This window comes from Streptomyces sp. NPDC048473 (assembly GCF_043200155.1).
Taxonomy (GTDB): domain Bacteria; phylum Actinomycetota; class Actinomycetes; order Streptomycetales; family Streptomycetaceae; genus Streptomyces.
In genome coordinates this window covers 330,078-352,368 of the sequence record NZ_JBICXE010000006.1, presented here as the reverse complement: position 1 = coordinate 352,368, position 22,291 = coordinate 330,078, and the positions used below count along the sequence as shown (strand labels likewise).

Below are 22,291 nucleotides of genomic sequence, written 5' to 3'. Positions count from 1 at the left end.
AGTCACGCCCGCGGGACTCCACCGTCCGGGCACCCGGCGTCGCGCCGCGGTGCACGACGTATGGACGCAACCTGACCTGAGTGGAAAGCTCGAATTACCGCGGGCGTCGCCGTAGCCGCCGCGGCGGCTCCTCGTGCCCGTGCACCCTTCTCCCCACACCGCGCCGGTTTTTCTTCCCGCTCCGCGCCACTATCTGGGAGGCACGCATCATGGGCGACAAGGCACACGCACACACCGGGGCCGCCGGCAGGGCAGCGACGGCCGACCAGCCCTCATCCATACGGAATGTGGTGCTGGTCGGCCACAGCGGCTCCGGCAAGACCACCCTCGTCGAGGCCCTCGCACTGACCGCGGGCGCGGTCAACCGGGCCGGCCGGGTCGAGGACGGCGCGACGGTCTCCGACTACGACGAGATCGAACACCGCCAGCAACGCTCCGTACAGCTCTCGCTCGTCCCCGTCGAATGGGGCGGGTACAAGATCAATCTGCTGGACACCCCCGGATATGCCGATTTCGTCGGGGAGCTCAGGGCCGGTCTGCGGGCAGCGGACGCGGCCCTGTTCATTGTGTCCGCGGCCCAGGAGGCCGACGCCGTGGCGGGCGCCACCCGCGCCGTGTGGGAGGAGTGCGCCGCCGTCGGCATGCCGCGCGCCATCGTCGTCACGCACCTCGACACCGCGCGCACCTCGTTCGACGAGATGACCCGGATCTGCGGCGAGATCTTCGGCGGCGACGACCCCGACGCCGTACTCCCGCTCTATCTGCCGGTGCACGGACCCGAGGGCCCGGACGGGCACGCTCCGCTCACCGGGCTCACCGGACTCCTCACCCAGCGGATCTTCGACTACTCCTCGGGCGAGCGGCAGGAGAACCCGCCCGCCGACGCCCAGCAGACCACGCTCCGGGAGGCCCGCAACCGGCTCATCGAGGGGATCATCGCCGAGAGCGAGGACGAGACCCTGATGGACCGCTACCTCGGCGGTGCCGAGATCGACATCAAGACACTCATCGACGACCTGGAGCGCGCCGTCGCCCGAGGCGCCTTCCACCCCGTCCTCACCGCGGCCCCCGCGACCGAGGGCGCCCGCCAGGGCATCGGCACCGTCGAACTCCTGGATCTGATCACCGGTGGCTTCCCCACCCCGCTGGAGCGCCCGCTTCCCGAAGTCACCCCCCTGCACGGGGCCCCGCGACCGGTCCTGACCTGTGACCCGCAGGGCCCGCTCGTCGCCGAGGTCGTCAAGACGGCCTCCGACCCGTACGTCGGCCGGGTCTCGCTCGTACGCGTCTTCTCCGGCACTCTGCGCCCCGACGACACCGTCCATGTCTTCGGCCACGGCCTCACCGACCCCTGCCACGAGACACGCCCCTTCCATGAGGCGGAGGTACGCGTCGGCGCGCTCTCCTCCCCCTTCGGCAAACAGCAGCGCCCCCTCACCGCATGTATCGCGGGAGATCTGGCCTGCGTCGCGAAACTGGGCAGCGCCGAGACCGGGGACACCCTCTCCGCCAAGGACCAGCCGCTGCTGATGGACCCCTGGACCACACCGGACCCACTGCTGCCGCTCGCCATCGAGGCGCACAGCAAGGCGGACGAGGACAAGCTCTCCCAGGGGCTCTCCCGGCTCGTCGCCGAGGACCCGACCATGCGCCTCGAACAGAACCAGGACACCCACCAGGTGGTCCTGTGGTGCCTCGGCGAGGCCCATCAGGATGTGGCGCTGGACCGGCTGCGCAGCCGCTACGGCGTCCAGGTCGACGCCGTGCCGCACAAGGTGTCGCTGCGCGAGACCTTCGCCGGCCCGTCGACCGGGCGCGGCCGGCATGTGAAACAGTCCGGCGGCCACGGCCAGTACGCCATCTGCGAGATCGACGTGGAGCCGCTGCCACCGGGTTCGGGCATCGAATTCGTCGACAAGGTGGTCGGCGGATCGGTACCGCGCCAGTTCATCCCGTCCGTCGAGAAGGGCGTGCGCGCCCAGGCCGCCCGAGGAGTCGCTGCCGGACATCCGCTCGTCGACGTACGCATCACCCTGCGGGACGGGAAGTCCCACTCGGTGGACTCCTCCGACGCCGCGTTCCAGACCGCAGGCGCACTGGCCCTGCGCGAAGCCGCCGCGGACACCCGTATCCAGCTTCTCGAACCCGTCGCCGAGATCCAGGTCCTGGTCCCCGACGACTACGTCGGGCCGGTGATGAGCGATCTGTCCGGGCGGCGCGGCAGGGTGATCGGCACCGAACAGTCCGGCGCGGGACGCACCCTCGTACGGGCCGAGGTCCCGGAGCTGGAGATCGGCCGGTACGCGATCGACCTGCGCTCCCTGTCCCATGGCGCCGGCCGCTTCGACCGGGCGTACGCCCGGCACGAAGCCATGCCCCCACAGCTCGCGGAACGCCTCCGCGAACAGCAGGAAAGCAACCCGAATGACGCGTAATCGACTGTGTCGCCCGCCCTTGTCCACAGGGGCGGGCGGCGTATTGATCCGGACGATACGCTGTGGTCCCAGCTCAGAAGGTGTGCCGGGCACGGCAGTTGGGAAACAGCCGCAGGAGTAGATCCTTGGCGGCGAGTGGGGGCGACAGTGGCCAACGACGGATTCGATTTCTCCCCTGGAGCGCAGATCCCGCTCCAGGGCTCGGGCGGACAGGCGGTGGCGACGAACGCCCTCGCCTCCGCCGCATACCGCGACAGCCCGGTGGAGAAGATCCTTGAAGCCAACAGCGAGTGGCACAAGTCCGAAGTGAAGGCGGGCCGTTCCAAAATCTTCAAGTCCGACTACTTCAAGCCCAACCTCGGCGAGGCATTCTCCCGCGCCGTTCAGGAACGCATGCTGGGCGGCGCCCGGAAGGCCCTCATCCAGTCCTTCGGAACCGACCCGCAGACCGTCGTCGAACACTGCCTGTCCGCGACCCGCCTCCGCAGGGCACGCGACACCAGACTGACCGCCGTCACCGCCCTGTTCGGCTTTCTCTTCCTGCCCGGAATGCTCCTGTGGGTCATCGCCTTCCGACTGCGCGACGGGCTCGGCAACACCAAGGACAAGGGCCTCGCCGCCCTGGGCAACGCCCTGCTCCCGGTCATCGGCATCGTTGCCCTGTTCTTCCTGATCAAGCTGCCTCTGACCGGATTCCTCGCACTCTATGTACGGGCGATGATCGTCGCCCCCGTCATCGGCTGGCTCATCGCCAAACGGATCGCCGAGTCCTCCGCCAAGGACATGCGCGCCCGCTGGGATGGGCTGCTCTCCGGCGGCGGCGTCATCGCCAAGATCCCCGAGGCCGTACCCAAGAACCCCAACGAGACCTCCCGCGAGGCGCTCCGCCAGGGCCTGGAGAAACTCTCCGCCGAGCAGCAGTCCAACTCGGTCTTCTACGCGGGCCCCAAGGGAATCCTCGGCATGGGAACCCGATGGGGCAGCTGGCAGCTCGCCGAAGAACTCGTCTCCAAGGACCCCGGCAAGGAATTCCACCGGTTCCGCAGCTGGGACCTGATACGAGTCATCCACGACCAGCTCAAGGTGCTGGAGCGCGGCCCGCTGAACACCGGAGGATTCCCCACCCCGTCGGTCACCCACTGGATCGTGTCACCCGTCGGCGAGAACGCCGACTCGGTCTCCCGGCCCGACGGCGAGGACGTCGCCACCTTCCAGGTCAAGCCGCACGAAATACAGCGGATCTGCAACCACCAGCAGTTCGGCGGCGGCGACCGGCATTACCTGGGCGTCCAGTTCACCCTCTGGGACGGCCAGTTGGTCATCACCATGATGATCACGGTCACGGTGCTCTACGAAACCCTGCGCATCGAAATCACCGGACACGCACTCGGCCCCGTCCACTCGCTCTTCACCAGCAAGCCGGCGGCCAGGACCAAGACGGTCAACAAGACCGTCCGGTTCTGGGAGACCCGAGACATCACCCTCGCACTGGTCGAACCCCGCGAAGTCGTCCGGCTCGCCCTGCGCGCCCCCTTCACCTGGTACCCGCCGCTCCTCGACTACCTGGGCGGCAAGATCGCCCTGCCCGAGCCGTTCGGCCTGCGCCACGCCTGGGCCGAGAAGCCATGGCGTCACCGCTTCATGGCCGACGACGCGATGCGCGCCGCCACCCCCGTCCTGCGCGCCGTGCACAGCGCCGCCCTGCGCGTCCTGGACGAGAACGGCGTCAACACCGAACGCTTCGACAACCGCTCGATGATACTGAGCGGGATGGTTCAGGACCCGACCCCGCGCAAGGCCGACCTGTACGACGCATAGACATGCGAAGGCCGCCCCGGCAAAGCAGAGGCCGGGGCGGCCCAAGCGGAAGCAACAGCCCGGATCAGTCCACCGGCCAGGCGTCGGCCAGCATCTTGCGCGTATCGGCGAGCAACTGCGGCAGCACCTTCGTATGCCCGACCACCGGCATGAAGTTGGTGTCACCACCCCAGCGCGGCACCAGATGCTGATGCAGATGGGCCGCGATACCGGCCCCCGCCACCGACCCCTGGTTCATACCGATATTGAACCCGTGCGCCCCAGACGCCGCCCGCAGAGCCACCATCGCCCGCTTGGTGAAATCGGCCAGCTCCATGGTCTCCGGACCGTCCAGCTCCGTGTAGTCGGCGACATGGCGGTACGGCACCACCATCAGGTGCCCACCGTTGTACGGGTACAGATTCAGCACGGCGTAGACATTCCTGCCGCGCGCGACGACAAGCCCGTCCTCGTCCGATTTCGACGGGATCGCACAGAACGGACAGCCGTCGCCGGCCTCCGGACCGGTCGGCTTGTTCTCGCCCTGGATGTACGCCATCCGGTGGGGCGTCCACAGGCGCTGGAACGCGTCGGGCGTCCCCACTCCGATCTGCTGCTGCGGCTCACTCGTCATGACGATCAGCATATTGCTTCGCTCCCGGGCAGCGTGTCGCCGGGGCCGCACCCGTCGGCGCACGACGATGCTGAGGCGATGAGCGACCAGCCCGCAGCCTCCAGCCCTCTTCGTTTCAGGCGCTGGGAGCAGCGCACAGAAGTGCCGCTCCTCGGCGCCTCGCTGCTCTTCCTGCTCGGTTACGCGGTCCGCGTCCTCGCCCCCCACGACGCCGAGCTGTGGCGCGGCCTCGCCCTCGCACTGGTCGGCGTCACCTGGCTGGTCTTCGCCGCGGATTACGTCGTACGGCTCCGCCTCAGCGGCCTCGGCCACCGCTTCATCCGTGTGCACTGGCTGGACACGGTGGTACTGCTGCTTCCCCTGCTGCGGCCGCTGCGCCTGATCCGGGTCTACACCGCGGTCCAGCGGCGCAGGGAGCAGCCACGGCTGAGCCTGTACGCCCGCGTGATTGCCTATGCGAGTGCGACCGCCCTGCTCCTGGGCTTCTCGGCCGCACTCGCCGTCTACCACCAGGAGCACTCCGCGCAGGGGGCCTCGATCCGTACCTTCGGTGACGCGGTGTGGTGGGCGTGCGAGACGCTCACGACGGTGGGGTACGGGGATACAGTGCCGGTCACACCGGGCGGCCGGGTCGTGGCGTCGGGCCTGATGGCCTGCGGGCTGGCGCTGCTGGGAGCGGTGACGGGTTCGTTCTCGTCGTGGCTGTTGCAGGTTTTCAGACGGGAGGACGAGAAGAAGCCCCCGGAGAGCGGGTAGCTCTCCGGAGGCCCCTCACACCGTGCCTGTCAGACCTGGACGCGGTCCTCGACAGCCTTCTGGATCTTGGCGATGGCATCCTCGACGGGGATGCCGTTCTCCTGCGATCCGTCGCGGTAGCGGAAGGAGACGGCACCGTTGGCCATGTCCTCGTCGCCCGCAATGATCATGAAGGGCACCTTGGCCTTCTGCTGGTTCCGGATCTTCTTCTGCATCCGGTCGGACGAGGCGTCCACCTCGACCCGCAGCCCCTTCTTCCGGGCCTTGGCCGCGAACTCCTGGAGGTACGGGATGTGCGCGTCGCCGATCGGGATGCCGACCGCCTGGACCGGGGCCAGCCACACCGGGAACGCACCCGCGTAGTGCTCCAGGAGCACCGCGAAGAAGCGCTCGATGGAACCGAACAGGGCACGGTGGATCATGACCGGGCGCTGCTTGGTGCCGTCGGGGCCGGTGTACTCCAGGTCGAAGCGCTCCGGCAGGTTGAAGTCGAGCTGCACGGTCGACATCTGCCAGGTACGGCCGATGGCGTCCTTGCACTGCACCGAGATCTTCGGGCCGTAGAACGCGGCGCCGCCCGGGTCCGGGACCAGGGGCAGCCCCTGCTTCTCGGCGACCTGGCGCAGCGTCTCGGTGGCCTCTTCCCACACCTCGTCCGAGCCGACGAACTTCTCCGGGTCCTTGGTGGAGAGCTCCAGGTAGAAGTCGGTCAGACCGTAGTCGCGGAGCAGGTTCAGGACGAAGGTGAGCGTCCGGTCGAGCTCCTCCGCCATCTGCTCCTTGGTGCAGTAGATGTGCGCGTCGTCCTGCGTGAAGCCGCGCGAGCGGGTCAGACCGTGTACGACGCCGGACTTCTCGTACCGGTACACCGTGCCGAACTCGAAGAGGCGCAGCGGCAGTTCACGGTACGAACGCCCGCGCGCATCGAAGATCAGATTGTGCATCGGGCAGTTCATCGGCTTGAGGTAGTAGTCCACCCCGTCGTCGAGCTGCATGGGCGGGTACATGCCGTCGGCGTACCAGTCCAGGTGGCCGGACTTCTCGAAGAGCTTGCCCTTGGTGGCGTGCGGGGAGTAGACGAACTCGTAGCCCTCCTCCTCGTGACGCCGGCGCGAGTAGTCCTCCATGGCGCGGCGGATGATGCCGCCCTTGGGGTGGAAGACCGCGAGACCGGGGCCGATCTCGTCCGGGAAGGAGAAGAGGTCCAGCTCGTTGCCGAGCTTGCGGTGGTCGCGCTTGGCGGCCTCCTCCAGGAACTCCAGGTGCGCCTTGAGCTCGTCCTTGGTGGGCCACGCCGTGCCGTAGATGCGCTGCAGCATCGGGTTCTTCTCGCTGCCCCGCCAGTACGCCGCGGCGTTCCGCATCAGCTTGAACGCCGGGATGTTCCGGGTGGTGGGCAGGTGCGGGCCCCGGCAGAGGTCCTTCCAGCACAGGTCGCCGGTCTTCGGGTCGAGGTTGTCGTAGATGGTCAGCTCACCGCCGCCCACCTCGACATCCGCGCCGTCGTCCGTGGAGGCGGCACCCTTGATGCCGATGAGCTCCAGCTTGTACGGCTCGTCGGCCAGCTCCTCACGGGCTGCCTCGTCCGTCACGACCCGGCGGGAGAACTTCTGCCCCCGCTTCTGGATCTCCTGCATCTTCTTCTCGATGGCCTTGAGGTCCTCGGGCGTGAACGGCTTCTCGACGTCGAAGTCGTAGTAGAAACCGTCCTTGACCGGCGGACCGATGCCCAGCTTGGCCTCGGGGAAGAGCTCCTGCACCGCCTGCGCCATGACGTGCGCGGTGGAGTGCCGCAGGATGTTCAGGCCGTCCTCGGAGGAGATCTCGACGGGCTCGACGACCTCGCCGTCGGCGACGGCGTACGCGAGGTCCTTCAGCTCACCGGCGACCCGGGCGGCGACAACGGTGCGCTCGCCGGGGAAGAGCTCGGCTGCCGTAGTGCCCGTCGTCACCACGCGCTCTTCCCGCTCGGAATCGCGTTGGATGATCACACGGACGTCTGACACCGGTCTCTCCTGACTCAGGGGGTACGCACGCATTCGTGGTGCACGTGCGATACGAATCGTACCGAGCCGTGGGCCCCCTCTGCGAAACGGTTGAGCCGCGAAGGCCCGCCGCTCCCCGCGTCCCGCCCTCTGCGCCCCTATTCGCCGGTGCACGCCTCCTCTATTCGCCGGTGCACGCCTCCTCGAAATAGTCGACGTTCTCCTGGAGCGACTTCATCAGCCGGTCCCGTTCCGCCTCGTCCACCTGCACGGGCACCACCTGCGAGGTCCGGGTCAGCCGCCGGAAGCCGCCGCGGCTCTCCAGCCTGCCCTCCACCCGTATCGGCAGCCCCACCAGATGGGCATGGCCGGCGATCCGGTACGCCTCCTCGTCCAGCTCCAGCCGTACGTGCGGCACCTCGGCGCCCGCCAGCACCCGCAGCCGCACGATCCCGGCGCCACGCGGTCCCGAGCGGCGCAGCCGGACGACGGCGCCGGTGATCCGTACCGTCACGGCGGGTTCGTCCTGGAGGTAGCGGGCGCCCGCCCGGCGCAGGGCGGGCAGGTCACCCGGTGAGAATTCCACCGGCTCGGGGCGGGCCGGGCAGCCCTCGGGGATCCCGGCGGCGGGCGCCCACTCCAGGGCGATCCCGGCCCCTTCCGAGCCCCGGACCAGTGCGATGACGGCCTCGGTGAGCTCCCGGCTGACGCCTGCCTCGACCGCGGTGTCGAAGGCTTCGAGCCCGCCGGTGGCCCGCTGGTAGTCCACGGCCTCGCGGGTGGCGTGGAGGGCGTGGTAGAGCCGTACGGCTACGGCACGGCCCGGTTCGACGGGGACGAACGCGGTGAGATCGCGGCCGCCGGGCGCGGGCCCGACGAGGATGCCTTCGAGGGCTGCCAGGGCCCTGCGGCGGTGGCGTGCCCCGTGGTAGCCGGTGCGCCCCCGTACGGCGAGGGCTCCGGCGAGCAGGATCTGCCGGGCGGCGGTGTGCAGTTGCTCCGCGCCCGTCCAGCTGGCGGCCCCGGCCACTCCCGCGACCGGTTCGGGGACCTCGCGCCACCAGCGGATCTCGTCGCTGGGTACGGCGAGTGAGACGAGGACTTCGCGGGCGGAGGGTGCGGCGCTGCGGGCGAGCGCGGTCAGCGCCTCGCCGAGGAGGTCCTCGCTGTCGGGGAAGGCGGTGGTGTCGGGCACGAGGAGGCTCGTACCGCCGCCGGGCGGGGCCGGTGGTCCCGGTGGGGTCCAGCGGCTGTAGCGTCCGGCGGCCCCGCCGCGACGCCGCCAGCCGTGCCGGTCGAGCAGGGCGCCGAGGACCGCGGGGTCGATACGGGCGGGGTCGGGGATGTCCCCGAGCGGCTCGGGAGCGGTGGGCCACGGTCCCGCGGATTCGCTGGGGTGCGGGCGTGTGGCTGCCGGGATCACTTCGTTGACGGACTCGTCCATCGGCCGGTGCATCAGGGTCTCCCTCCCGCCCCTACGCGGGTCATGATCTCGCAGAGCGCCCGGTCGTCGAATATGCGCGAGGTCGGGATCCGCACAGTGGTCCTGTGCCGGCCTGTCACCGCGTGGCCGGCCAGGTTGATCCAGTAGCAGCAGTGCCGCAGGTCGAGCCGGTCGTGTCCGGCGCGCAGCCAGTCGTCCTGGCTGCGCGGCACGATCATCACGACCAGGATCTTGTGCACCGACACGGGGGTCCGGGCGAGCTTCACGAGGTGTGCGTTGTCGAGCGTGAAGGAGAACGTCGGTCCGGGCGGGTGCGGCGGGATCTGGTAGGTGCATTTGAGCTGCACCTTTATGGTCACTTCGTCGTCCACGGTGTGACCGGGTGCGCCGTGGCTGACGTGCCAGTCGATGCCGTTGTCGGGGAAGGGCTGTGACAGGGAGCACCCCGCCGCGGCCGCGACGGCGTGCAAGTAGCCCACCTGGAGGGTCTCCATGCAGGCGGTGGTGGCGAGTGTGCCGCGCAGCGGTGCGATCCGCTGGGGCAGCAGCCCGCTCGGTTCGGGCTGCGCGAGCGCCATGGCTGCGTGTGCCTTCCGGGCTGTGCCGATCGGTTCTTCGTTACAGGGGTGACGGACAACTTCCTTTCCCGTCACCTGTGTTGTCACCGCACAGGGCGGCCCGCAAACGGCGTATCAGGCAAAGGGTGCGGGTATCACCGAACCGGGCAGGCGAATCACGCCATCTGCCGTTCGGGCACGAGGAGTTCGGGGATGACTCACTGGTACGAAGGGCCACTGGCCGCTTTTGACACCGAGACAACGGGAGTGGACGTCGAGGAGGACCGGATCGTTTCGGCCGCCCTGGTCGTCCAGGACACGACAGGCGGGCGGGTGCGCGTCACCCGCTGGCTGGTGAATCCAGGGGTGCCGGTGCCCGCCGGGGCGACCGAGATCCATGGTCTGACCGACGATCATCTTCAGCGCAACGGCCGCTGGCCGGCGCCTGTGGTGGAGGAGATAGCCCGGGCGCTGGCCGAGCAGAATGCGGCCGGCCGGCCGCTCGTCGTGATGAACGCGCCGTTCGATCTGACGCTGCTGGACCGGGAACTGAAGCGTCATCGGGCGTCGTCGCTCGCCGGGTATCTGCAGAACGCGCCACTGTGTGTGCTGGATCCACGCGTACTCGACAAGCATCTGGACCGTTACCGCAAGGGCCGGCGGACCCTCACCGATCTCTGCGAGCTGTACGGGGTGGTGCTGGACGGTGCGCATGACGCGGCGGCCGATGCCGCGGCCTCGCTGGAACTGGTACGGGCGGTGGGGCGGCGGTTCTCGTCCCGTCTGGAGCGGCTGACGCCGGCGGAGCTGCACACCTTGCAGGCCGTATGGCATGCGGCACAGGCGCGTGGCCTGCAGGCGTGGTTCGCGAAGAACGGCACGGCGGAGGCGGTGGATCCCGCGTGGCCGCTGCGCCCGGAGCTTCCTGCTGCGGCGTGACCGGTGACGACCCGGAGTCTGTTCCCGGACACGCAGAGGCCGGTCCGTCGATTCTGCTGACGGACCGGCCTCTCCCGGGTGGGCGATACTGGGTTCGAACCAGTGACCTCTTCGGTGTGAACGAAGCGCTCTCCCACTGAGCTAATCGCCCGGGAACGGGTTGAACCATACAGGGCTCGGAGGGTCTGGTTCAAACTCCTTCCAGCCGGGCCGTGAGGCCCCGTCGTCCGGCACGCATCATCAGGGCGTGGTTGGCCTTGAACACGGCGCGTCCGGGCACCGCGAGGAGCCGCATCAGCCGTCTGTGCACCTCGACCTCCTGCTCGTAGGTGGCACGGCTGCCGGTGCCGTGGGCGGTGACCGTCCACCGGGCCCAGCCGTCGAGGTCGCCGCTGAGGGTGGCTTCGAGGACCCTGGCCCGGGGGTCGCGGCGGCGTTCGTGGACGGTCATGACGAGGTCGTACGGGAGGAGGGAGCGGATGCGGGTGGTGCCGGTGGCGTCGTCGACCGAGGTGACCTCGCGGATCTGCGGCCACCACCGCGGGTAGTCATCGGGGCGTCCGAGGATCTCGTACACGGTGTCGGGTGGGCCCGGCAGATCCCAGATACTCACAAATCGGTAGTGACTCCAGTCCATGGCCCCAGTCTGCGCGTACTCAGCCGGGGAACTGAGTATCCGAGCGCATGTCCGATCCTGTGGCTCGCGCCACACTCCCGTCCATGGAACATGTGCCGCCGCCCGCCGAGGAATTGGCGCTCCTCGATCGCGAGCTGGCCCGGCTGGATGCCCGCCGGTCCCAGTTGCTGGTTCGTCGTGCCTGGCTGCTGAGTGTGCTGACGCCGCCTGTCGCGCGCCCTGCCGTGCCGCCCGCACCGCCGTTCGCCGCCCCGCTCGGGCCGCCGTCGCCGGTCCGGCCTTCGGCCCCGTTCGGGCCTCCTGCCGCGCCGGCCGGGCCGCGCAGTGCGCAGAATGTGCTGCTCACCCTGGGCGGTCTGCTGCTGACGATCGCGGCGATCGCGTTCACTCTGGTCAGCTGGGGTCACATGGGCATCGGTGGCCGCTCGGCGGTGCTCGGGGTGGTGACGGTCGCGGCGCTTTGTGCTCCTGCCGTGCTGCTGCGTCGTGGGCTGCCCGCCACGGCCGAGTCGCTCTCCGCTCTGGCGTCGGTGCTGATGATCCTGGACACGTATGCGCTGCACCGGGTGGCGGCGCCGGAGGCCGACGGCCGCGGTTTCGCCGCGGTGGCCGCGGCGGTGCTGGCCGTGCTCTGGGGTGCGTACGGGCTGCTGCTCGACCGGCTGCGGCTGCCGCTGCCCCTGGCGGTGGCAAGTGCGCAACTGCCGCTGGTGCTGTGGGCGTGGGCGGCGGGTGCGGGAGCCACGGTGTTCGGCTGGGCGTTGCTGGTGACGGCTGCGCTGGACTGTGCGATCGCGCTGTGGGGCAAGGGTGTTGCGGTACGGGTGACGGCCTGCGTCTGCTGCTGGGCGACGGGGCTGCTGGGGCTGCTGGTGGCCCTGGCACAGTCGGTGTCCGCCGATGCGGCGACGGCCGCGCCGGCGCCGGGTGTGCTGTTGCTCGTGGGTGCGGCAGTCGCGGTGTTCGGGGCGTGGCGTGCGCCGGCGGGGCTTGCGGTCGCCGGTGGTGTCGTGGCCGGGTTGTGCGGGGTGGCCGCAGTGGGTGGTGTGCTGCGTGCCGGGGTGGCCTGGGACTGGTCGGTGCCGGTGTATCTGCTGTGCGGTGTGGTGCTGTTGGTGGCAGTGCGCGCTCCGCTGCCGCGTCCGGTCGGCCAGGGCCTGGTGTGGGCTTCGTCGGCGGTGACCGTCGGCGCGGTGCTGGCCGCGGCGCCGCCGGTCGGCCTGTCGCTGATGGGGGCGGCGTCGCAGCTGGCCCGGGTGTGGTCGGGGACGCCGGACGATGGCGTCCGGGGCGCGCTGGGTGCGGAGAGTCTGGCGTGGTCCCAGATGGCTGCGGCGCCGGTGGTGCTTCTGGTGGTGGCCGGGCTGTTGGGGGCGGCGTACCGGTGGTGGACGGGGTTCGTACGGGTGGCCGGGCCGGTGCTGGTGCCGGGCGCGGCGTGGCGCGGCGCGGCGGGGGCGGGTGCGGTGGCGCTCGGCTGGGCGGGGTTCACCGTGTTGCCCGCGATACTGGGGGTGTCGTACGCGGCGGCTCTGCCGGTGCAGTTGGTACTGGTCGCCGGGGTGTTCGCGGTGGCGGTACGGGGACTGCGCCGCGGGATGGATGGCGTGGGGCTGACTGCGCTGGTGTGCGGTCTGGTCGGCGCGGTGAGCGCGGGGATGCTGTCGCTCGCGACGGAGGCTGCCACGTACGCGGTGTTCGCGGCGCTGCTGGTGGTGTTCGGCGTGGCCGCGGTGATGTTCGGTGGTGCCGCGGTGTCGGCGGCGCGGGCGTTGCCGCCGACACCGTCCGTTCAGGCGGCGCGGGCCGTACGGGCGTTGCAGGTCGTGCAGGCGGTGCCGGCGTGCGGTGCGGTGGTGTGCGGGATGGTGCTCGCCCGTGCGGTCGGGGCGTCGATGGGCCTTGCCGCGTATCAGGCGGCGCCGGTCATGCTGGTCGTCCCCGGGGTGACGGTGTGGCTCGGGGTGCGGCTGCGGGGTCTCCCGTCGGCTCTGCCGGTCGAGCTGACCGGGGCCGTGGCGGGTGTGGTGGCGGTGGGCATGGCGGTGACGGACCGGCCGTTCCTGGCGTTGGTGCTGGCACTGTGCGGGGTACTGGCGGCGGGTACGGCCGTACGTGCCGAGCGGCGGCCGGTGGCCGGGTATCTGGCGATGGCGCTGTTCGTCCTGGCGGCCTGGCTGCGGCTGTCGGCTTCGGGGGTGTCGGCCCCGGAGGCGTACACCCTGCCGGTGACGGTGCCCGCTCTGGCAGTCGGTGTGCTGCGCAGGCGCCGTGATCCGCAGGCGTCATCGTGGACGGCGTACGGGGCGGGTCTCGCGGCGACGCTGGTGCCGAGCCTCTTCACGGCATGGGCCGATCCGCACTGGGTGCGGCCGCTGCTGCTCGGTGTGGCAGCGCTGGTGATCACTCTGTCGGGCGCGCGGCTGCGGCTGCAGGCGCTGCTGCTGCTCGGTGGTGCGGTGCTGGCTCTGGACGCGCTGCACGAACTCGCGCCGTATGTGGTCCAGGTCGTCGGCACCCTGCCGCGCTGGCTGCCGCCCGCTCTGGCCGGGGTGTTGCTGCTGGCGGTCGGGGCAACGTACGAGCAGCGACTGCGCGACGCCCGACGGCTGAAGGACGCTCTGGGCCGCATGCGCTGACGGTGTGCCACGCGGCCGGCCCGGGGCGCCCTCATGGGCCTCGGGCCGGCTCGTGGTCATCAGGTCGCCGTCGCAGGCGTACCGGACAAGGCAGTTGTCGCAGCCGAACTGCCCCTCGGAGTCGGGCAGTACGCGTTTCTCGTCGTACGTGCACAGAAATACGACGGAGTTCCGGAAGGCATCGGGAGACGCATTGCCCACGGGGGCTCGGGTGTTGAACTCTTTCCAGAAATTCTCATAGTCCCGGAAGGCAGTCCTGGAAGGCAGTCGCGACAGTCCGTCCCGGCCTTGATATCCGGATACTTCTTCTCGAAGAGCGAATCCCGGCGATACGCGCCGCCACGATCGATCGGGTCGTTCGCGAGGGCGTCGCAACGAGTGGATGCGGGAAATGCAGAGGGCCCGTGAGACTCTGCGGTCTCACGGGCCCTCTGTCCGGGGTGGGCGATACTGGGTTCGAACCAGTGACCTCTTCGGTGTGAACGAAGCGCTCTCCCACTGAGCTAATCGCCCGGGCGCAGGCCAAACATTACCCCATGTCAACGGCGCCCCATGACCGTCCCCGGGTCACTCGTGGATCTTCCACGGCATGGTGACGCCGAACTTCCAGACGTAGATCCCCACCAGCACCGCAATGATCACCAGACCGATCACGGTGAGGATGATGTTGCGCCGCCGAACCTTGGGGTCGAGCGCCCGCTGAGCGGCCTCGGTGACCTTCCGCCGCGTCCAGCGCAGCACCAGCTGCGCCCAGACGAACTCGGTCGCCCAGATCGCCATGCCGCCGAAGATCACCAGCCAGCCGGGGCCGGGCAGCGGCAGCATGATGATGCCCGCCACGACCACCGCGAGGCCGGCCACGAAGACACCGACCTGCCAGCTCAGATGCAGCGCCCTGGACGCCTTGATGAACCCGGGCGCCCGGGAGCCGAGCTCTCGGTCCTCCTTCGTCACACCCTCCGTGACATCTCCCGTCACGCTTTCCGTCACATCCCCCGTGGCGGACACCGGTTTCGCCGGTACGGCGCCCCCGTCCCGCTCGTCACTCTCCGCATTCATGGCAGCCAATCTACCGGAACGGCCTTCGTCACCGGAATGGCCGCATAACCCAAAGTTACACACCGCCGTACGAGCTACCTGAAGGAACACAAAAAGGTCAGAGGGGTTTACAACGCCACCGTAGGTGGCATGTCGATTTCGCCGACGTGCGAATCCCCGAGCGCACACTGAGCGAAAGGCCCTGGCGCTTATGAACACCACGGTCAGCTGCGAGCTGCACCTGCGCCTCGTTGTGTCGAGCGAGTCCTCACTGCCTGTACCTGCGGGCCTGCGGTATGACACGGCCGATCCTTATGCCGTGCACGCCACCTTCCACACCGGAGCGGAGGAGACGGTCGAGTGGGTTTTCGCCCGCGACCTCCTTGCCGAGGGGCTTCATCGGCCCACCGGCACCGGAGACGTCCGCGTCTGGCCATCTCGTAGTCACGGTCAGGGCGTCGTCTGCATCGCGCTGAGCTCCCCAGAGGGCGAAGCCCTGCTCGAAGCCCCGGCGAGGGCCCTGGAGTCGTTCCTGAAAAGGACCGACGCCGCGGTTCCGCCAGGCACCGAGCATCGTCACTTCGACCTCGATACGGAGCTCTCGCACATCCTGGCCGAGAGCTGAGCCAGGCCGAGAGCTGCACGGCGCCGTCCGACTCGGGGAGGCGGCGCCGCGCGGAAAACCTCATAGGGCTGACACCGACGCCGTCATCACGGAATCCACCGTGGTGACGGCGTCGGCGCGCGTTCCACCGCAGCCGTTCCCGCACGCCCCGCGCACCGGTACGCGCCCCGCGGGCCCGGAGCGGCCGCCCACGGCCCGTACGAGCGGCCACCGGCCACGGATACCCACAGGTGGCCGGTAAGCGTTCCCCGCACCCCTCATGGGCCGTCTCGGGCCTCTGTGCGCAGTCGCCGAGCCAGTAGAGTCAGCCGGCATCGGCGGGCACCCGCCCGCCGGAGGCCAGGGAGCGAAAGCGTGCTGATCCCCCACGACACCCGGATCGCCCTCGACACGGTGGTCGATCTGCTGAACACCGCACCGGAGAGCGAGCCCCCGGGGAGCGGACAGCCGGAAGGCGAGCCGGCCGACGGGCTCGCCGGCATCGAAGCGCTGTACGACTTCGCGCAGCGCCATCGCATCAGCGGCGTGGGCGAGCTCCACGAGAAGGACCTACGCGCCGTACAGGACGTACGGACGCGCTTCGCCGAGATCTTCGCGACGGACGACTCACAGATCGCCGCCTCGCTCGTCAACGCCCTCATCGCCGCCGCCGGCACCACACCGCAGCTCAGCAATCACGACGGCTACGACTGGCATGTGCACTACTTCGCACCGGACGCCTCGATCGCCGACCATCTCGCGGCCGACTGCGGCATGGCGCTGGCCTTCATCGTGGTGGCGGGCGAGCAGGAGCGGCTGCGGCGCTGCGAGGCGCCGGACTGCCGGCACGCCTTCGTCGACCTCTCCCGCAACCGCTCCCGCCGCTACTGTTCCAGCCGGACCTGCGGTAACCGTCTGCATGTGGCCGCGTACCGGGCACGCCGCAAGGAAGCGGCCGGCTGACCGTTCACAGCATGAAGAGATCATGCACCGCGGCCATCAGCAGCAGACTGCCGACCACCGCGAGGAAGATCATCAAGGGGGGCTGGGAAAGCGCGAAGAGGCAGCCGCGCGGCTCTTCGGCAGGGGTTGCGGGGGCATCGCCCCGGGAGGTGTCCACCATCTCGGGACGATCATGACTCAGTCCGGGTCCTGTTGGCGATCAACACGCCTTTTTGCGCGGGGAGTTCACCCACCCCGGGGCCGGACATGATTCGCTCCGGCGTCCGATCGGCCATCATATTTTCGGTACGACGACCGGTGCGCCCCTCCGCCGCACGCGACACGTCGTGGACGTCGATGACGCTCAACACCGCGTCGCACACACCGAATTCGAGGCCCGGCGACCAGGCGGCCGGCTGGTCGGGGGTGCGCCGCCACAAGACGTCGAAGCCGCCCGTTCGCCGGACTCCGGTCGACAGTCGCAGAGTTGGGCCGGGAGCGGCGCGAAGAGGCGGGAGCGGACAGGTCCGCGGTCTCAGCGTGGTGTCGCGCTGGAGGCGCGCACCACGAGTTCCGGCTGGAGCACCACGCTGCGGTGCTCGTGGGTACCGTCCTCGTCGTCCGCCTCCTCCAGCAGGAGCTCCGCGGCCATCCTGCCCATCACGACCGCGGGTTGGCGGACCGAGGTGAGCGGTACGGCAGCGGCGGCGGCGAATTCGATGTCGTCGTAGCCGACGATGGCGATGTCGTGCGGCACCCGCACACCCGCCGCGTACAGCGCCTGAAGCACACCGAGGGCAAGCAGATCGTTGGCGCAGAACACCGCGGTCGGCCGCGGCACAAGACCGAGCAACCGGGCCCCGGCATCGCGGCCCGCCGTCACGTCCAGACGGTCGGAGGGGATCTCGACGAGCGCCTCGGGCGGCAGTCCGGCGTCGGCGAGGGCCGACAGGGCGCCTTCGCGTCGGTCCCTGATCTGATGGAGGTCGCCGGGGCCGCTGACGTACGCCACCGAGCGGTGCCCGGCCGAGACCAGATGGCCGACGGCGAGAGCGCCGCCGCGGACGTCGTCGACGGAGACCGCACAGGTTCCTGAGCCGGACGCCACCCGGTCCACCAGCACGAAGGGAATCCGGTGACGGCTGAAAGCCTCCAGGTTGCGGCCGGTCGCGTCGGCCGGGGTGACCAGGACGCCACACACCCGCTGCTCGGCGAAGAGCCCGAGATACTCGGCCTCCTCCGTCGGGCTCTGGCCGCTGTTGCAGACCATGACACCGAGACCGGCCGCACGGGCGGCGCGCTCGGCGCCACGGGCCACGTCGACGAAGAACGGATTGCCCATGTCGAGGACGAGCAGTGCCATGATCCGGCTGCGGCCCGCCCTCAGCTGGCGGGCCGACTCGCTGCGCACGTACCCGAGCTCCTCGATGGCGGCCAGCACCCGGGCACGGGTCTCCGGGAGCACCGCCTCGGGCCGGTTGATCACATTGGACACGGTGCCCACGGAGACTCCGGCCTGCCGGGCCACATCCTTGATCCCTGCCACACGCGCCACTTGCCCTGCCCCACTGATGCCCTCGGCCGCACCGGTCCGCGGCGTCGCCCCATCGTACGGACGCCGTTTGCGAGGTACTCCGCCGTCCCGGGCCGGCTTCCCGGGGATCACCCGCTGCGGAATGAATTGTTTCAATCCGACCGGGACGCTAGCTCCATCCCCGCACACCGTCAAGGTGATCCATGAATCGATTCACTCGCTATGGGTGCACACGCCCCCGCCGGAACAGGGCAGGGGTAGGGGTCAGATGCCGTGCTTCTTCAGGATGGCCTCGATGTCACTGAAGTCCTCGCCCGACGAGGCGGACTGCTGCTTCGGCTTCGCCTTCGGACGCGCCTGCGTCTGTGTCGCCGGGAGCCCGGACCCCAAGGAGGGCGCGGAAGCCGCGGGAGCGATGGCCTCGCTCTGCGCCGCCCGCGCGGCGGCCTTGCGTTCCTTACGGGTACCGACGCCGCGGCGCTCGGTCGCACGAGTGGTCATGAACAGCAGCCAGGCCACGGCGAGCAGACCGAAGCCGATCCAGACGCTCGGCTTGAAGGCGATTGAGGCCACCCAGTCCACGACCCCGGTCAGCACCAGGCCGATCGGGACCAGCGAGTAGGCGGCGATCCGGGCCGCGGTGAGGAAGCGCTTCCGGTACGCGGTGACGGCGGCGATGCCCAGGCCCGCCGCGGACGCCGCGGAACAGATGGTCTCGGCAAGCATCGGGGCCTCCAGGCGCAAGGGGAAACGTCCCTTCCATCCTGCACCGGTCACCGCCCGGGCGGCCACGATCCGGGACCACATCAGGGACATTTCAGGGCCGGGATCCTCCCCAGGTGCCGATCGGAAGCGATCCGGCCGTACGGAGCCGGCGCGGACCGGGTGCCGATTGGGACGCTCGCGCGGGCCCTGGGAGACTGGGCGCATGAGCGATTCCACCCCCGCAGCGCCCGTCGTCCTCGACGTCTGGTGCGAGCTCCAGTGCCCCGACTGTCACCAGGCCCTCACCGATGTGCACGCCCTGCGGGCCAAGTACGGCGACCGCCTTGAGGTGCGGCTGCGGCACTTCCCGCTGGAGAAGCACAAGCACGCCTACGCCGCCGCGCAGGCCGCGGAGGAGGCGGCGGCCCAGGGTAAGGACTGGCCGTACGTCGAGGCGGTTCTCGCCCGCAGCGCCGACCTCGGCCGCACCGGCGAGCCGCTGCTGATCGAGGTGGCGCGGGAACTCGGCCTGGACGCCGAGGAAATGGACACCGCCCTGATCGACGGACGCCACATGCTGATCGTCGACGCCGACCAGGCCGAGGGCAAGGCGATCGGGGTCACCGGCACGCCGACGTATGTGATCGGTGACGAGCGGCTGGACGGCGGCAAGGGCCAGGACGGGCTGCGCGAACGGATCGAGGAGATCGCCGACCGGCTGCTCACCGAGCAGGGCTGAACCGGCGGGGCCGCTAGAGCGTCTTGGCCAGGTTGTACCGAGTCGTCCGGTAACCGAGCGACTCGTACAGCCGCAGGGCCGTCGTGTTGGCGGCAAAGACGTGCAGCCCGAGGCGGTGGGCACCCGCGTCCAGGGTGATGTGCTCGGCCTGCCGCATCAGGGCACGCCCGTAGCCGCGGCCCCGGTGCTCCTCGCCCACCTCGACATCGAAGACGAATCCAGTTATTTCGCCCGAATCATCTTCGCGCACCGAAACCCATACATGACCGACGACCGCGCCCTCGTGAACAAGGACGTGGAAATACATACCCGCGGTGTCGATGCCGTTCGGCAGGTTACGGGCATGGTCGGACCGGGACTTCTGCACGGCCTGCTCGGCCGGGACGCCCTGGTCGGTCCAGGACTGCGCATACGTATCGACGCTGGTGCGCTGCCAGCGTGCGAACTCCTCGGCGTTCATCCGCCGGGCGATGGCACCGTCCGGGGGCGCCGGAGCCGTCCGGTCGAGGTCCTTGAGCATGTTCCGGCTGCGTTCGGTGTAGCCGAGTGCGGCGGCCAGCCGCTGGGCTCCCTCGTTGCCCGCAGGTGCCGTAAGGCGCACCTGGTTGCATCCCCAGCCCCGCAGCACCTCTTCGGCGGCGAGCACGGCGATGGTGCCACGGCCCCGCCGCCGGCTCGGCTCGTGGACGCTCAGGGAACGCAGCACACCGGCCGACGTGCCGAACCCCGGGTCCGTGCCGATCTCGACGGCGCCGACGGGCCGCCCGTTGTCGCACACGTCGTACGCACGGCTCTTCGCGCCGTCGGCGCCTTGCTGGATCGGCCCGGTCGGCCGGAGGGTCGTGGTCATCGGAGACGTTCTATCCGCTGAGCCCCGGCCCGTCACCCTGTTTTGCGGGTTCGAGGTGCGGGTTCTACGGGTCGAGGTCGTTCCCGGCCCGCTCGTCGAAGATCCGCATGGCCTTGACGGTCACCGGTCCGGGCCCGCCGGGCAGCTCCCGGCCGTCCACCCGGTGGACGGCCTGCACATCACGCAGGGTGGAGGTCAGGAAGATCTCCTCGGCCCGCTCCAGGACATCGAACGGCAGGTCGGTCTCCTCGGCCCCCGTCCACTCCACGGCCAGTGCGCGGGTGATCCCGGCAAGGCAGCCGGAGGCGACCGGCGGGGTGTGCACCTGCCCGTCGATGACGACGAAGACATTGGACCCGGTGCCTTCGCAGAGCTGTCCGACCGTGTTGGCGAAGAGTGCCTCCGACGCGCCGTGCTCATGGGCGCGGGCGAGGGCGACGACGTTCTCGGCGTACGAGGTGGTCTTGAGGCCGGCGACCGCGCTGCGTTCGTTGCGCGTCCAGGGGACGGTGATCACGGCGGTGGTGTCGGGGCGGCGCCCCGCCTCCCCCAGGGCAACGACGAGGCCGGGGCCGGCGTTGCCGCGGTCGGAGCCGAGTGGGGAGAGTCCTCCGGTGTAGGTGATGCGAAGCCGGCCGAGCGCCATCGCATTGGCGTCGATGACGGCGGTGCAGGCGCGGCGCACCTCATCGAGGTCGGGGTCGGGGAGGCCGAGGCCCCGGGCGGAGCGGGTCAGCCGGTCGAGGTGGCGGGTGAGGGCGAAGGGCCTGCCGTCGACAGTCTTGACCGTCTCGAAGATGCCGTCCCCCACGGTGAGTCCGTGGTCGAGCACGGACACCCTGGCGTCGTCGGCGTCCCGCAGTTCGCCGTTGACCCAAATCCTCATGACGCGGTCCTTCCAGTCGCTTCGTAAGCGCCCGACGCTACAGCCAGCAGCCGGGAGGCCTTGAGTTCGGTCTCGTCCCATTCGCGCTCCGGGTCGGAGCCCCAGGTGATGCCGGCCCCGGTGCCGAAGCGGAGCACCGGGGCGGTCCCGGTCCGGTCGATCCAGAAGGTCCGTATACCGACGGCCAGGGAGGCGGTGCGGCGGTCGGCGTCGACCCAGCCGATGCCGCCGCAGTAGGGCCCGCGCGGTGCGGTCTCCAGTTCCTCGATGATCCTGAGGGCGCTGGACTTGGGTGCCCCGGTGACGGAGCCGGGCGCAAACGCGGCGTCGAGGAGCTCGGGCCAGCCGGCGCCCTCGGCGAGCTCTCCGCGCACGGTGGAGACGAGGTGGACGAGGCCGGGGTGCTTCTCCACCACGCACAGGTCGGGGACCGTGACCGATCCGGTGGCGCAGACCCTGCCGAGGTCGTTGCGGACCAGGTCGACGATCATCACGTTCTCGGCGTGGTCCTTCTCCAGCAGATCGTCCTCGGTCCGTCCGGTGCCCTTGATCGGGCCCGACTCGACGGTCCGGCCGTCCCGCTTCAGGAAGAGTTCGGGGGACGCCGTGGCGATCTCCACGCCGTGCGCGGGCAGCCTGATCGTTCCTGCATACGGGGCGGGGTTGCCGCGCGCCAGCAGCGCGGTCAGCGCGTCCACGTCCGCGGCGGCCGGGTCGGGCAGTGCCGCGGTCATCACCCGGCAGAGGTTGGCCTGGTAGACCTCGCCCGCCGCGATGTACTCGCGGATCCGCCGTACGCCCGCGGTGTACGCGGCACGGTCAAGGGACGAGTTCCAGTCACCGGCCGCGGGCCCGCGCCAGGCGCCACGTACCGGGGCGGGCACCGCCTCGGTACGTACGGCGGCGAAGCGCGCGCAGACGAGGCGACCCTCGAAATCGGCGGATACGGCCCAGAAGCCGGACGAGTCGAGGGCCGCGGGATCACTGGTCACGTCCTGCAGATCGGACGCGATGAGGCCGCCGAAGCGGGCCATTGGAGCGAGGTCGTGCACGCCGTTGAGTCTAGGACGGCGCGCGATGACCTGCGCCGGGGCGAACGCACCTCAGCACGCTGCACAAACGCGTTTTTGTACTGGCCCGGGAATCCGCTAGAGTTCAACACGTCGCCGG

The 22,291-nt window shown here is 70.0% G+C and carries 20 protein-coding genes and 2 tRNA genes; 8 read left to right on the top strand and 14 right to left on the bottom strand.

The window, feature by feature from the left end; all coding sequences use genetic code 11:
* The first annotated feature begins 209 nt into the window (after positions 1-209).
* Positions 210-2,435, top strand: a complete 2,226-nt coding sequence (locus ACGFU7_RS14070) for an elongation factor G-like protein EF-G2 (protein WP_393695458.1) — start codon at positions 210-212, stop codon at positions 2,433-2,435.
* Between the two features lie 147 nt (positions 2,436-2,582).
* The gene (locus ACGFU7_RS14065) at positions 2,583-4,253 is read left to right on the top strand and encodes a hypothetical protein (RefSeq protein ID WP_393695456.1); all 1,671 of its coding nucleotides are present in this window, start codon (positions 2,583-2,585) and stop codon (positions 4,251-4,253) included.
* A 64-nt stretch (positions 4,254-4,317) separates the two neighbouring features.
* Here the strand turns inward: ACGFU7_RS14065 and ACGFU7_RS14060 are convergent, their stop codons facing one another.
* Positions 4,318-4,878, bottom strand: coding sequence for an HIT family protein (locus ACGFU7_RS14060; protein ID WP_393695454.1), 561 nt, complete (start codon positions 4,876-4,878; stop codon positions 4,318-4,320).
* Positions 4,879-4,944: 66 nt separating this feature from the next.
* Here ACGFU7_RS14060 and ACGFU7_RS14055 point away from each other — a divergent pair, with 66 nt between their 5' ends.
* Positions 4,945-5,622 carry a potassium channel family protein gene (locus tag ACGFU7_RS14055; protein WP_393695452.1) on the top strand — a complete coding sequence of 226 codons (678 nt, stop codon included), beginning with the start codon at positions 4,945-4,947 and terminating at the stop codon, positions 5,620-5,622.
* Positions 5,623-5,651: 29 nt separating this feature from the next.
* Here the strand turns inward: ACGFU7_RS14055 and thrS are convergent, their stop codons facing one another.
* The 3 genes from thrS to ACGFU7_RS14040 form a co-directional block, all read right to left on the bottom strand.
* A complete protein-coding gene (gene thrS / locus ACGFU7_RS14050) occupies positions 5,652-7,628 on the bottom strand; it encodes a threonine--tRNA ligase (RefSeq protein ID WP_393695450.1) in 1,977 nt (658 codons plus the stop codon).
* 160 nt (positions 7,629-7,788) lie between these two features.
* The gene (locus tag ACGFU7_RS14045; protein ID WP_393695448.1) at positions 7,789-9,063 is read right to left on the bottom strand and encodes a hypothetical protein; all 1,275 of its coding nucleotides are present in this window, start codon (positions 9,061-9,063) and stop codon (positions 7,789-7,791) included.
* Positions 9,063-9,629 carry a DUF4365 domain-containing protein gene (locus ACGFU7_RS14040; protein ID WP_393695446.1) on the bottom strand — a complete coding sequence of 189 codons (567 nt, stop codon included), beginning with the start codon at positions 9,627-9,629 and terminating at the stop codon, positions 9,063-9,065. Before ACGFU7_RS14040 ends, ACGFU7_RS14045 begins: the two co-directional genes overlap by 1 nt.
* A gap of 192 nt (positions 9,630-9,821) precedes the next feature.
* Between ACGFU7_RS14040 and ACGFU7_RS14035 the strand changes: the two genes are divergently transcribed.
* The gene (locus ACGFU7_RS14035; protein ID WP_393695444.1) at positions 9,822-10,547 is read left to right on the top strand and encodes a 3'-5' exonuclease; all 726 of its coding nucleotides are present in this window, start codon (positions 9,822-9,824) and stop codon (positions 10,545-10,547) included.
* Between the two features lie 79 nt (positions 10,548-10,626).
* Here ACGFU7_RS14035 and ACGFU7_RS14030 read toward each other — a convergent pair.
* Together ACGFU7_RS14030 and ACGFU7_RS14025 are read right to left on the bottom strand one after the other, a co-directional pair.
* Positions 10,627-10,698: transfer RNA gene (locus ACGFU7_RS14030), tRNA-Val, on the bottom strand.
* Between the two features lie 39 nt (positions 10,699-10,737).
* Entirely contained in the window at positions 10,738-11,184 is a 447-nt protein-coding gene (locus ACGFU7_RS14025; protein WP_393695442.1) for an SRPBCC family protein, read from the bottom strand.
* 83 nt (positions 11,185-11,267) lie between these two features.
* Between ACGFU7_RS14025 and ACGFU7_RS14020 the strand changes: the two genes are divergently transcribed.
* Positions 11,268-13,823 (top strand): SCO7613 C-terminal domain-containing membrane protein, encoded by a 2,556-nt coding sequence (locus ACGFU7_RS14020; protein WP_393695440.1) that lies wholly within the window; start codon positions 11,268-11,270, stop codon positions 13,821-13,823.
* Positions 13,824-14,264: 441 nt separating this feature from the next.
* Here ACGFU7_RS14020 and ACGFU7_RS14015 read toward each other — a convergent pair.
* Positions 14,265-14,336: transfer RNA gene (locus tag ACGFU7_RS14015), tRNA-Val, on the bottom strand.
* A gap of 54 nt (positions 14,337-14,390) precedes the next feature.
* Positions 14,391-14,882 carry a TIGR02611 family protein gene (locus tag ACGFU7_RS14010; RefSeq protein WP_393695438.1) on the bottom strand — a complete coding sequence of 164 codons (492 nt, stop codon included), beginning with the start codon at positions 14,880-14,882 and terminating at the stop codon, positions 14,391-14,393.
* Between the two features lie 190 nt (positions 14,883-15,072).
* On the opposite strand from ACGFU7_RS14010, the gene ACGFU7_RS14005 reads away from it, so the two are divergent.
* Both ACGFU7_RS14005 and ACGFU7_RS14000 read left to right on the top strand, forming a co-directional pair.
* A complete protein-coding gene (locus ACGFU7_RS14005; protein ID WP_003959770.1) occupies positions 15,073-15,486 on the top strand; it encodes an SsgA family sporulation/cell division regulator in 414 nt (137 codons plus the stop codon).
* A 354-nt stretch (positions 15,487-15,840) separates the two neighbouring features.
* Positions 15,841-16,428, top strand: a complete 588-nt coding sequence (locus ACGFU7_RS14000; protein WP_393695436.1) for a CGNR zinc finger domain-containing protein — start codon at positions 15,841-15,843, stop codon at positions 16,426-16,428.
* 4 nt (positions 16,429-16,432) lie between these two features.
* Here ACGFU7_RS14000 and ACGFU7_RS13995 read toward each other — a convergent pair whose 3' ends face one another.
* From ACGFU7_RS13995 to ACGFU7_RS13985, 3 genes are all read right to left on the bottom strand, one after another.
* Positions 16,433-16,588 carry a hypothetical protein gene (locus ACGFU7_RS13995; protein WP_393695434.1) on the bottom strand — a complete coding sequence of 52 codons (156 nt, stop codon included), beginning with the start codon at positions 16,586-16,588 and terminating at the stop codon, positions 16,433-16,435.
* 354 nt (positions 16,589-16,942) lie between these two features.
* Positions 16,943-17,962: a LacI family DNA-binding transcriptional regulator gene (locus tag ACGFU7_RS13990; protein ID WP_393695432.1), complete on the bottom strand. Its 1,020-nt coding sequence runs from the start codon at positions 17,960-17,962 to the stop codon at positions 16,943-16,945.
* A gap of 243 nt (positions 17,963-18,205) precedes the next feature.
* Positions 18,206-18,667 (bottom strand): hypothetical protein, encoded by a 462-nt coding sequence (locus ACGFU7_RS13985; protein WP_393695430.1) that lies wholly within the window; start codon positions 18,665-18,667, stop codon positions 18,206-18,208.
* 202 nt (positions 18,668-18,869) lie between these two features.
* Between ACGFU7_RS13985 and ACGFU7_RS13980 the strand changes: the two genes are divergently transcribed.
* Entirely contained in the window at positions 18,870-19,385 is a 516-nt protein-coding gene (locus tag ACGFU7_RS13980) for a DsbA family protein (RefSeq protein WP_393695428.1), read from the top strand.
* 13 nt (positions 19,386-19,398) lie between these two features.
* Here ACGFU7_RS13980 and ACGFU7_RS13975 read toward each other — a convergent pair whose 3' ends face one another.
* The 3 genes from ACGFU7_RS13975 to ACGFU7_RS13965 form a co-directional block, all read right to left on the bottom strand.
* Positions 19,399-20,235 (bottom strand): GNAT family N-acetyltransferase, encoded by an 837-nt coding sequence (locus ACGFU7_RS13975; protein ID WP_393695426.1) that lies wholly within the window; start codon positions 20,233-20,235, stop codon positions 19,399-19,401.
* A 64-nt stretch (positions 20,236-20,299) separates the two neighbouring features.
* Entirely contained in the window at positions 20,300-21,121 is an 822-nt protein-coding gene (locus ACGFU7_RS13970; RefSeq protein ID WP_393695424.1) for an aminotransferase class IV, read from the bottom strand.
* Complete coding sequence (locus tag ACGFU7_RS13965) at positions 21,118-22,155, bottom strand: chorismate-binding protein (RefSeq protein WP_393695619.1); 1,038 nt, start codon at positions 22,153-22,155, stop codon at positions 21,118-21,120. Before ACGFU7_RS13965 ends, ACGFU7_RS13970 begins: the two co-directional genes overlap by 4 nt.
* Positions 22,156-22,291 lie beyond the last annotated feature (136 nt).

Bases quoted from the DNA above. Each gene is read 5' to 3' on its own strand.
- ACGFU7_RS14020 (WP_393695440.1), top strand. From the start codon at position 11,268: ATGGAACATGTGCCGCCGCCCGCCGAGGAATTGGCGCTCCTCGATCGC.
- ACGFU7_RS13980 (WP_393695428.1), top strand. From the start codon at position 18,870: ATGAGCGATTCCACCCCCGCAGCGCCCGTCGTCCTCGACGTCTGGTGC.
- ACGFU7_RS14070 (WP_393695458.1), top strand. From the start codon at position 210: ATGGGCGACAAGGCACACGCACACACCGGGGCCGCCGGCAGGGCAGCG.
- ACGFU7_RS13970 (WP_393695424.1), bottom strand. From the start codon at position 21,121: ATGAGGATTTGGGTCAACGGCGAACTGCGGGACGCCGACGACGCCAGG.
- ACGFU7_RS13965 (WP_393695619.1), bottom strand. From the start codon at position 22,155: ATGGCCCGCTTCGGCGGCCTCATCGCGTCCGATCTGCAGGACGTGACC.
- ACGFU7_RS13995 (WP_393695434.1), bottom strand. From the start codon at position 16,588: ATGGTGGACACCTCCCGGGGCGATGCCCCCGCAACCCCTGCCGAAGAG.
- ACGFU7_RS14035 (WP_393695444.1), top strand. From the start codon at position 9,822: ATGACTCACTGGTACGAAGGGCCACTGGCCGCTTTTGACACCGAGACA.
- ACGFU7_RS14060 (WP_393695454.1), bottom strand. From the start codon at position 4,878: ATGCTGATCGTCATGACGAGTGAGCCGCAGCAGCAGATCGGAGTGGGG.
- ACGFU7_RS13985 (WP_393695430.1), bottom strand. From the start codon at position 18,667: ATGCTTGCCGAGACCATCTGTTCCGCGGCGTCCGCGGCGGGCCTGGGC.
- ACGFU7_RS14010 (WP_393695438.1), bottom strand. From the start codon at position 14,882: ATGAATGCGGAGAGTGACGAGCGGGACGGGGGCGCCGTACCGGCGAAA.
- ACGFU7_RS14045 (WP_393695448.1), bottom strand. From the start codon at position 9,063: ATGCACCGGCCGATGGACGAGTCCGTCAACGAAGTGATCCCGGCAGCC.
- ACGFU7_RS14040 (WP_393695446.1), bottom strand. From the start codon at position 9,629: ATGGCGCTCGCGCAGCCCGAACCGAGCGGGCTGCTGCCCCAGCGGATC.
- ACGFU7_RS14055 (WP_393695452.1), top strand. From the start codon at position 4,945: ATGAGCGACCAGCCCGCAGCCTCCAGCCCTCTTCGTTTCAGGCGCTGG.
- ACGFU7_RS14025 (WP_393695442.1), bottom strand. From the start codon at position 11,184: ATGGACTGGAGTCACTACCGATTTGTGAGTATCTGGGATCTGCCGGGC.
- ACGFU7_RS14005 (WP_003959770.1), top strand. From the start codon at position 15,073: ATGAACACCACGGTCAGCTGCGAGCTGCACCTGCGCCTCGTTGTGTCG.
- ACGFU7_RS13975 (WP_393695426.1), bottom strand. From the start codon at position 20,235: ATGACCACGACCCTCCGGCCGACCGGGCCGATCCAGCAAGGCGCCGAC.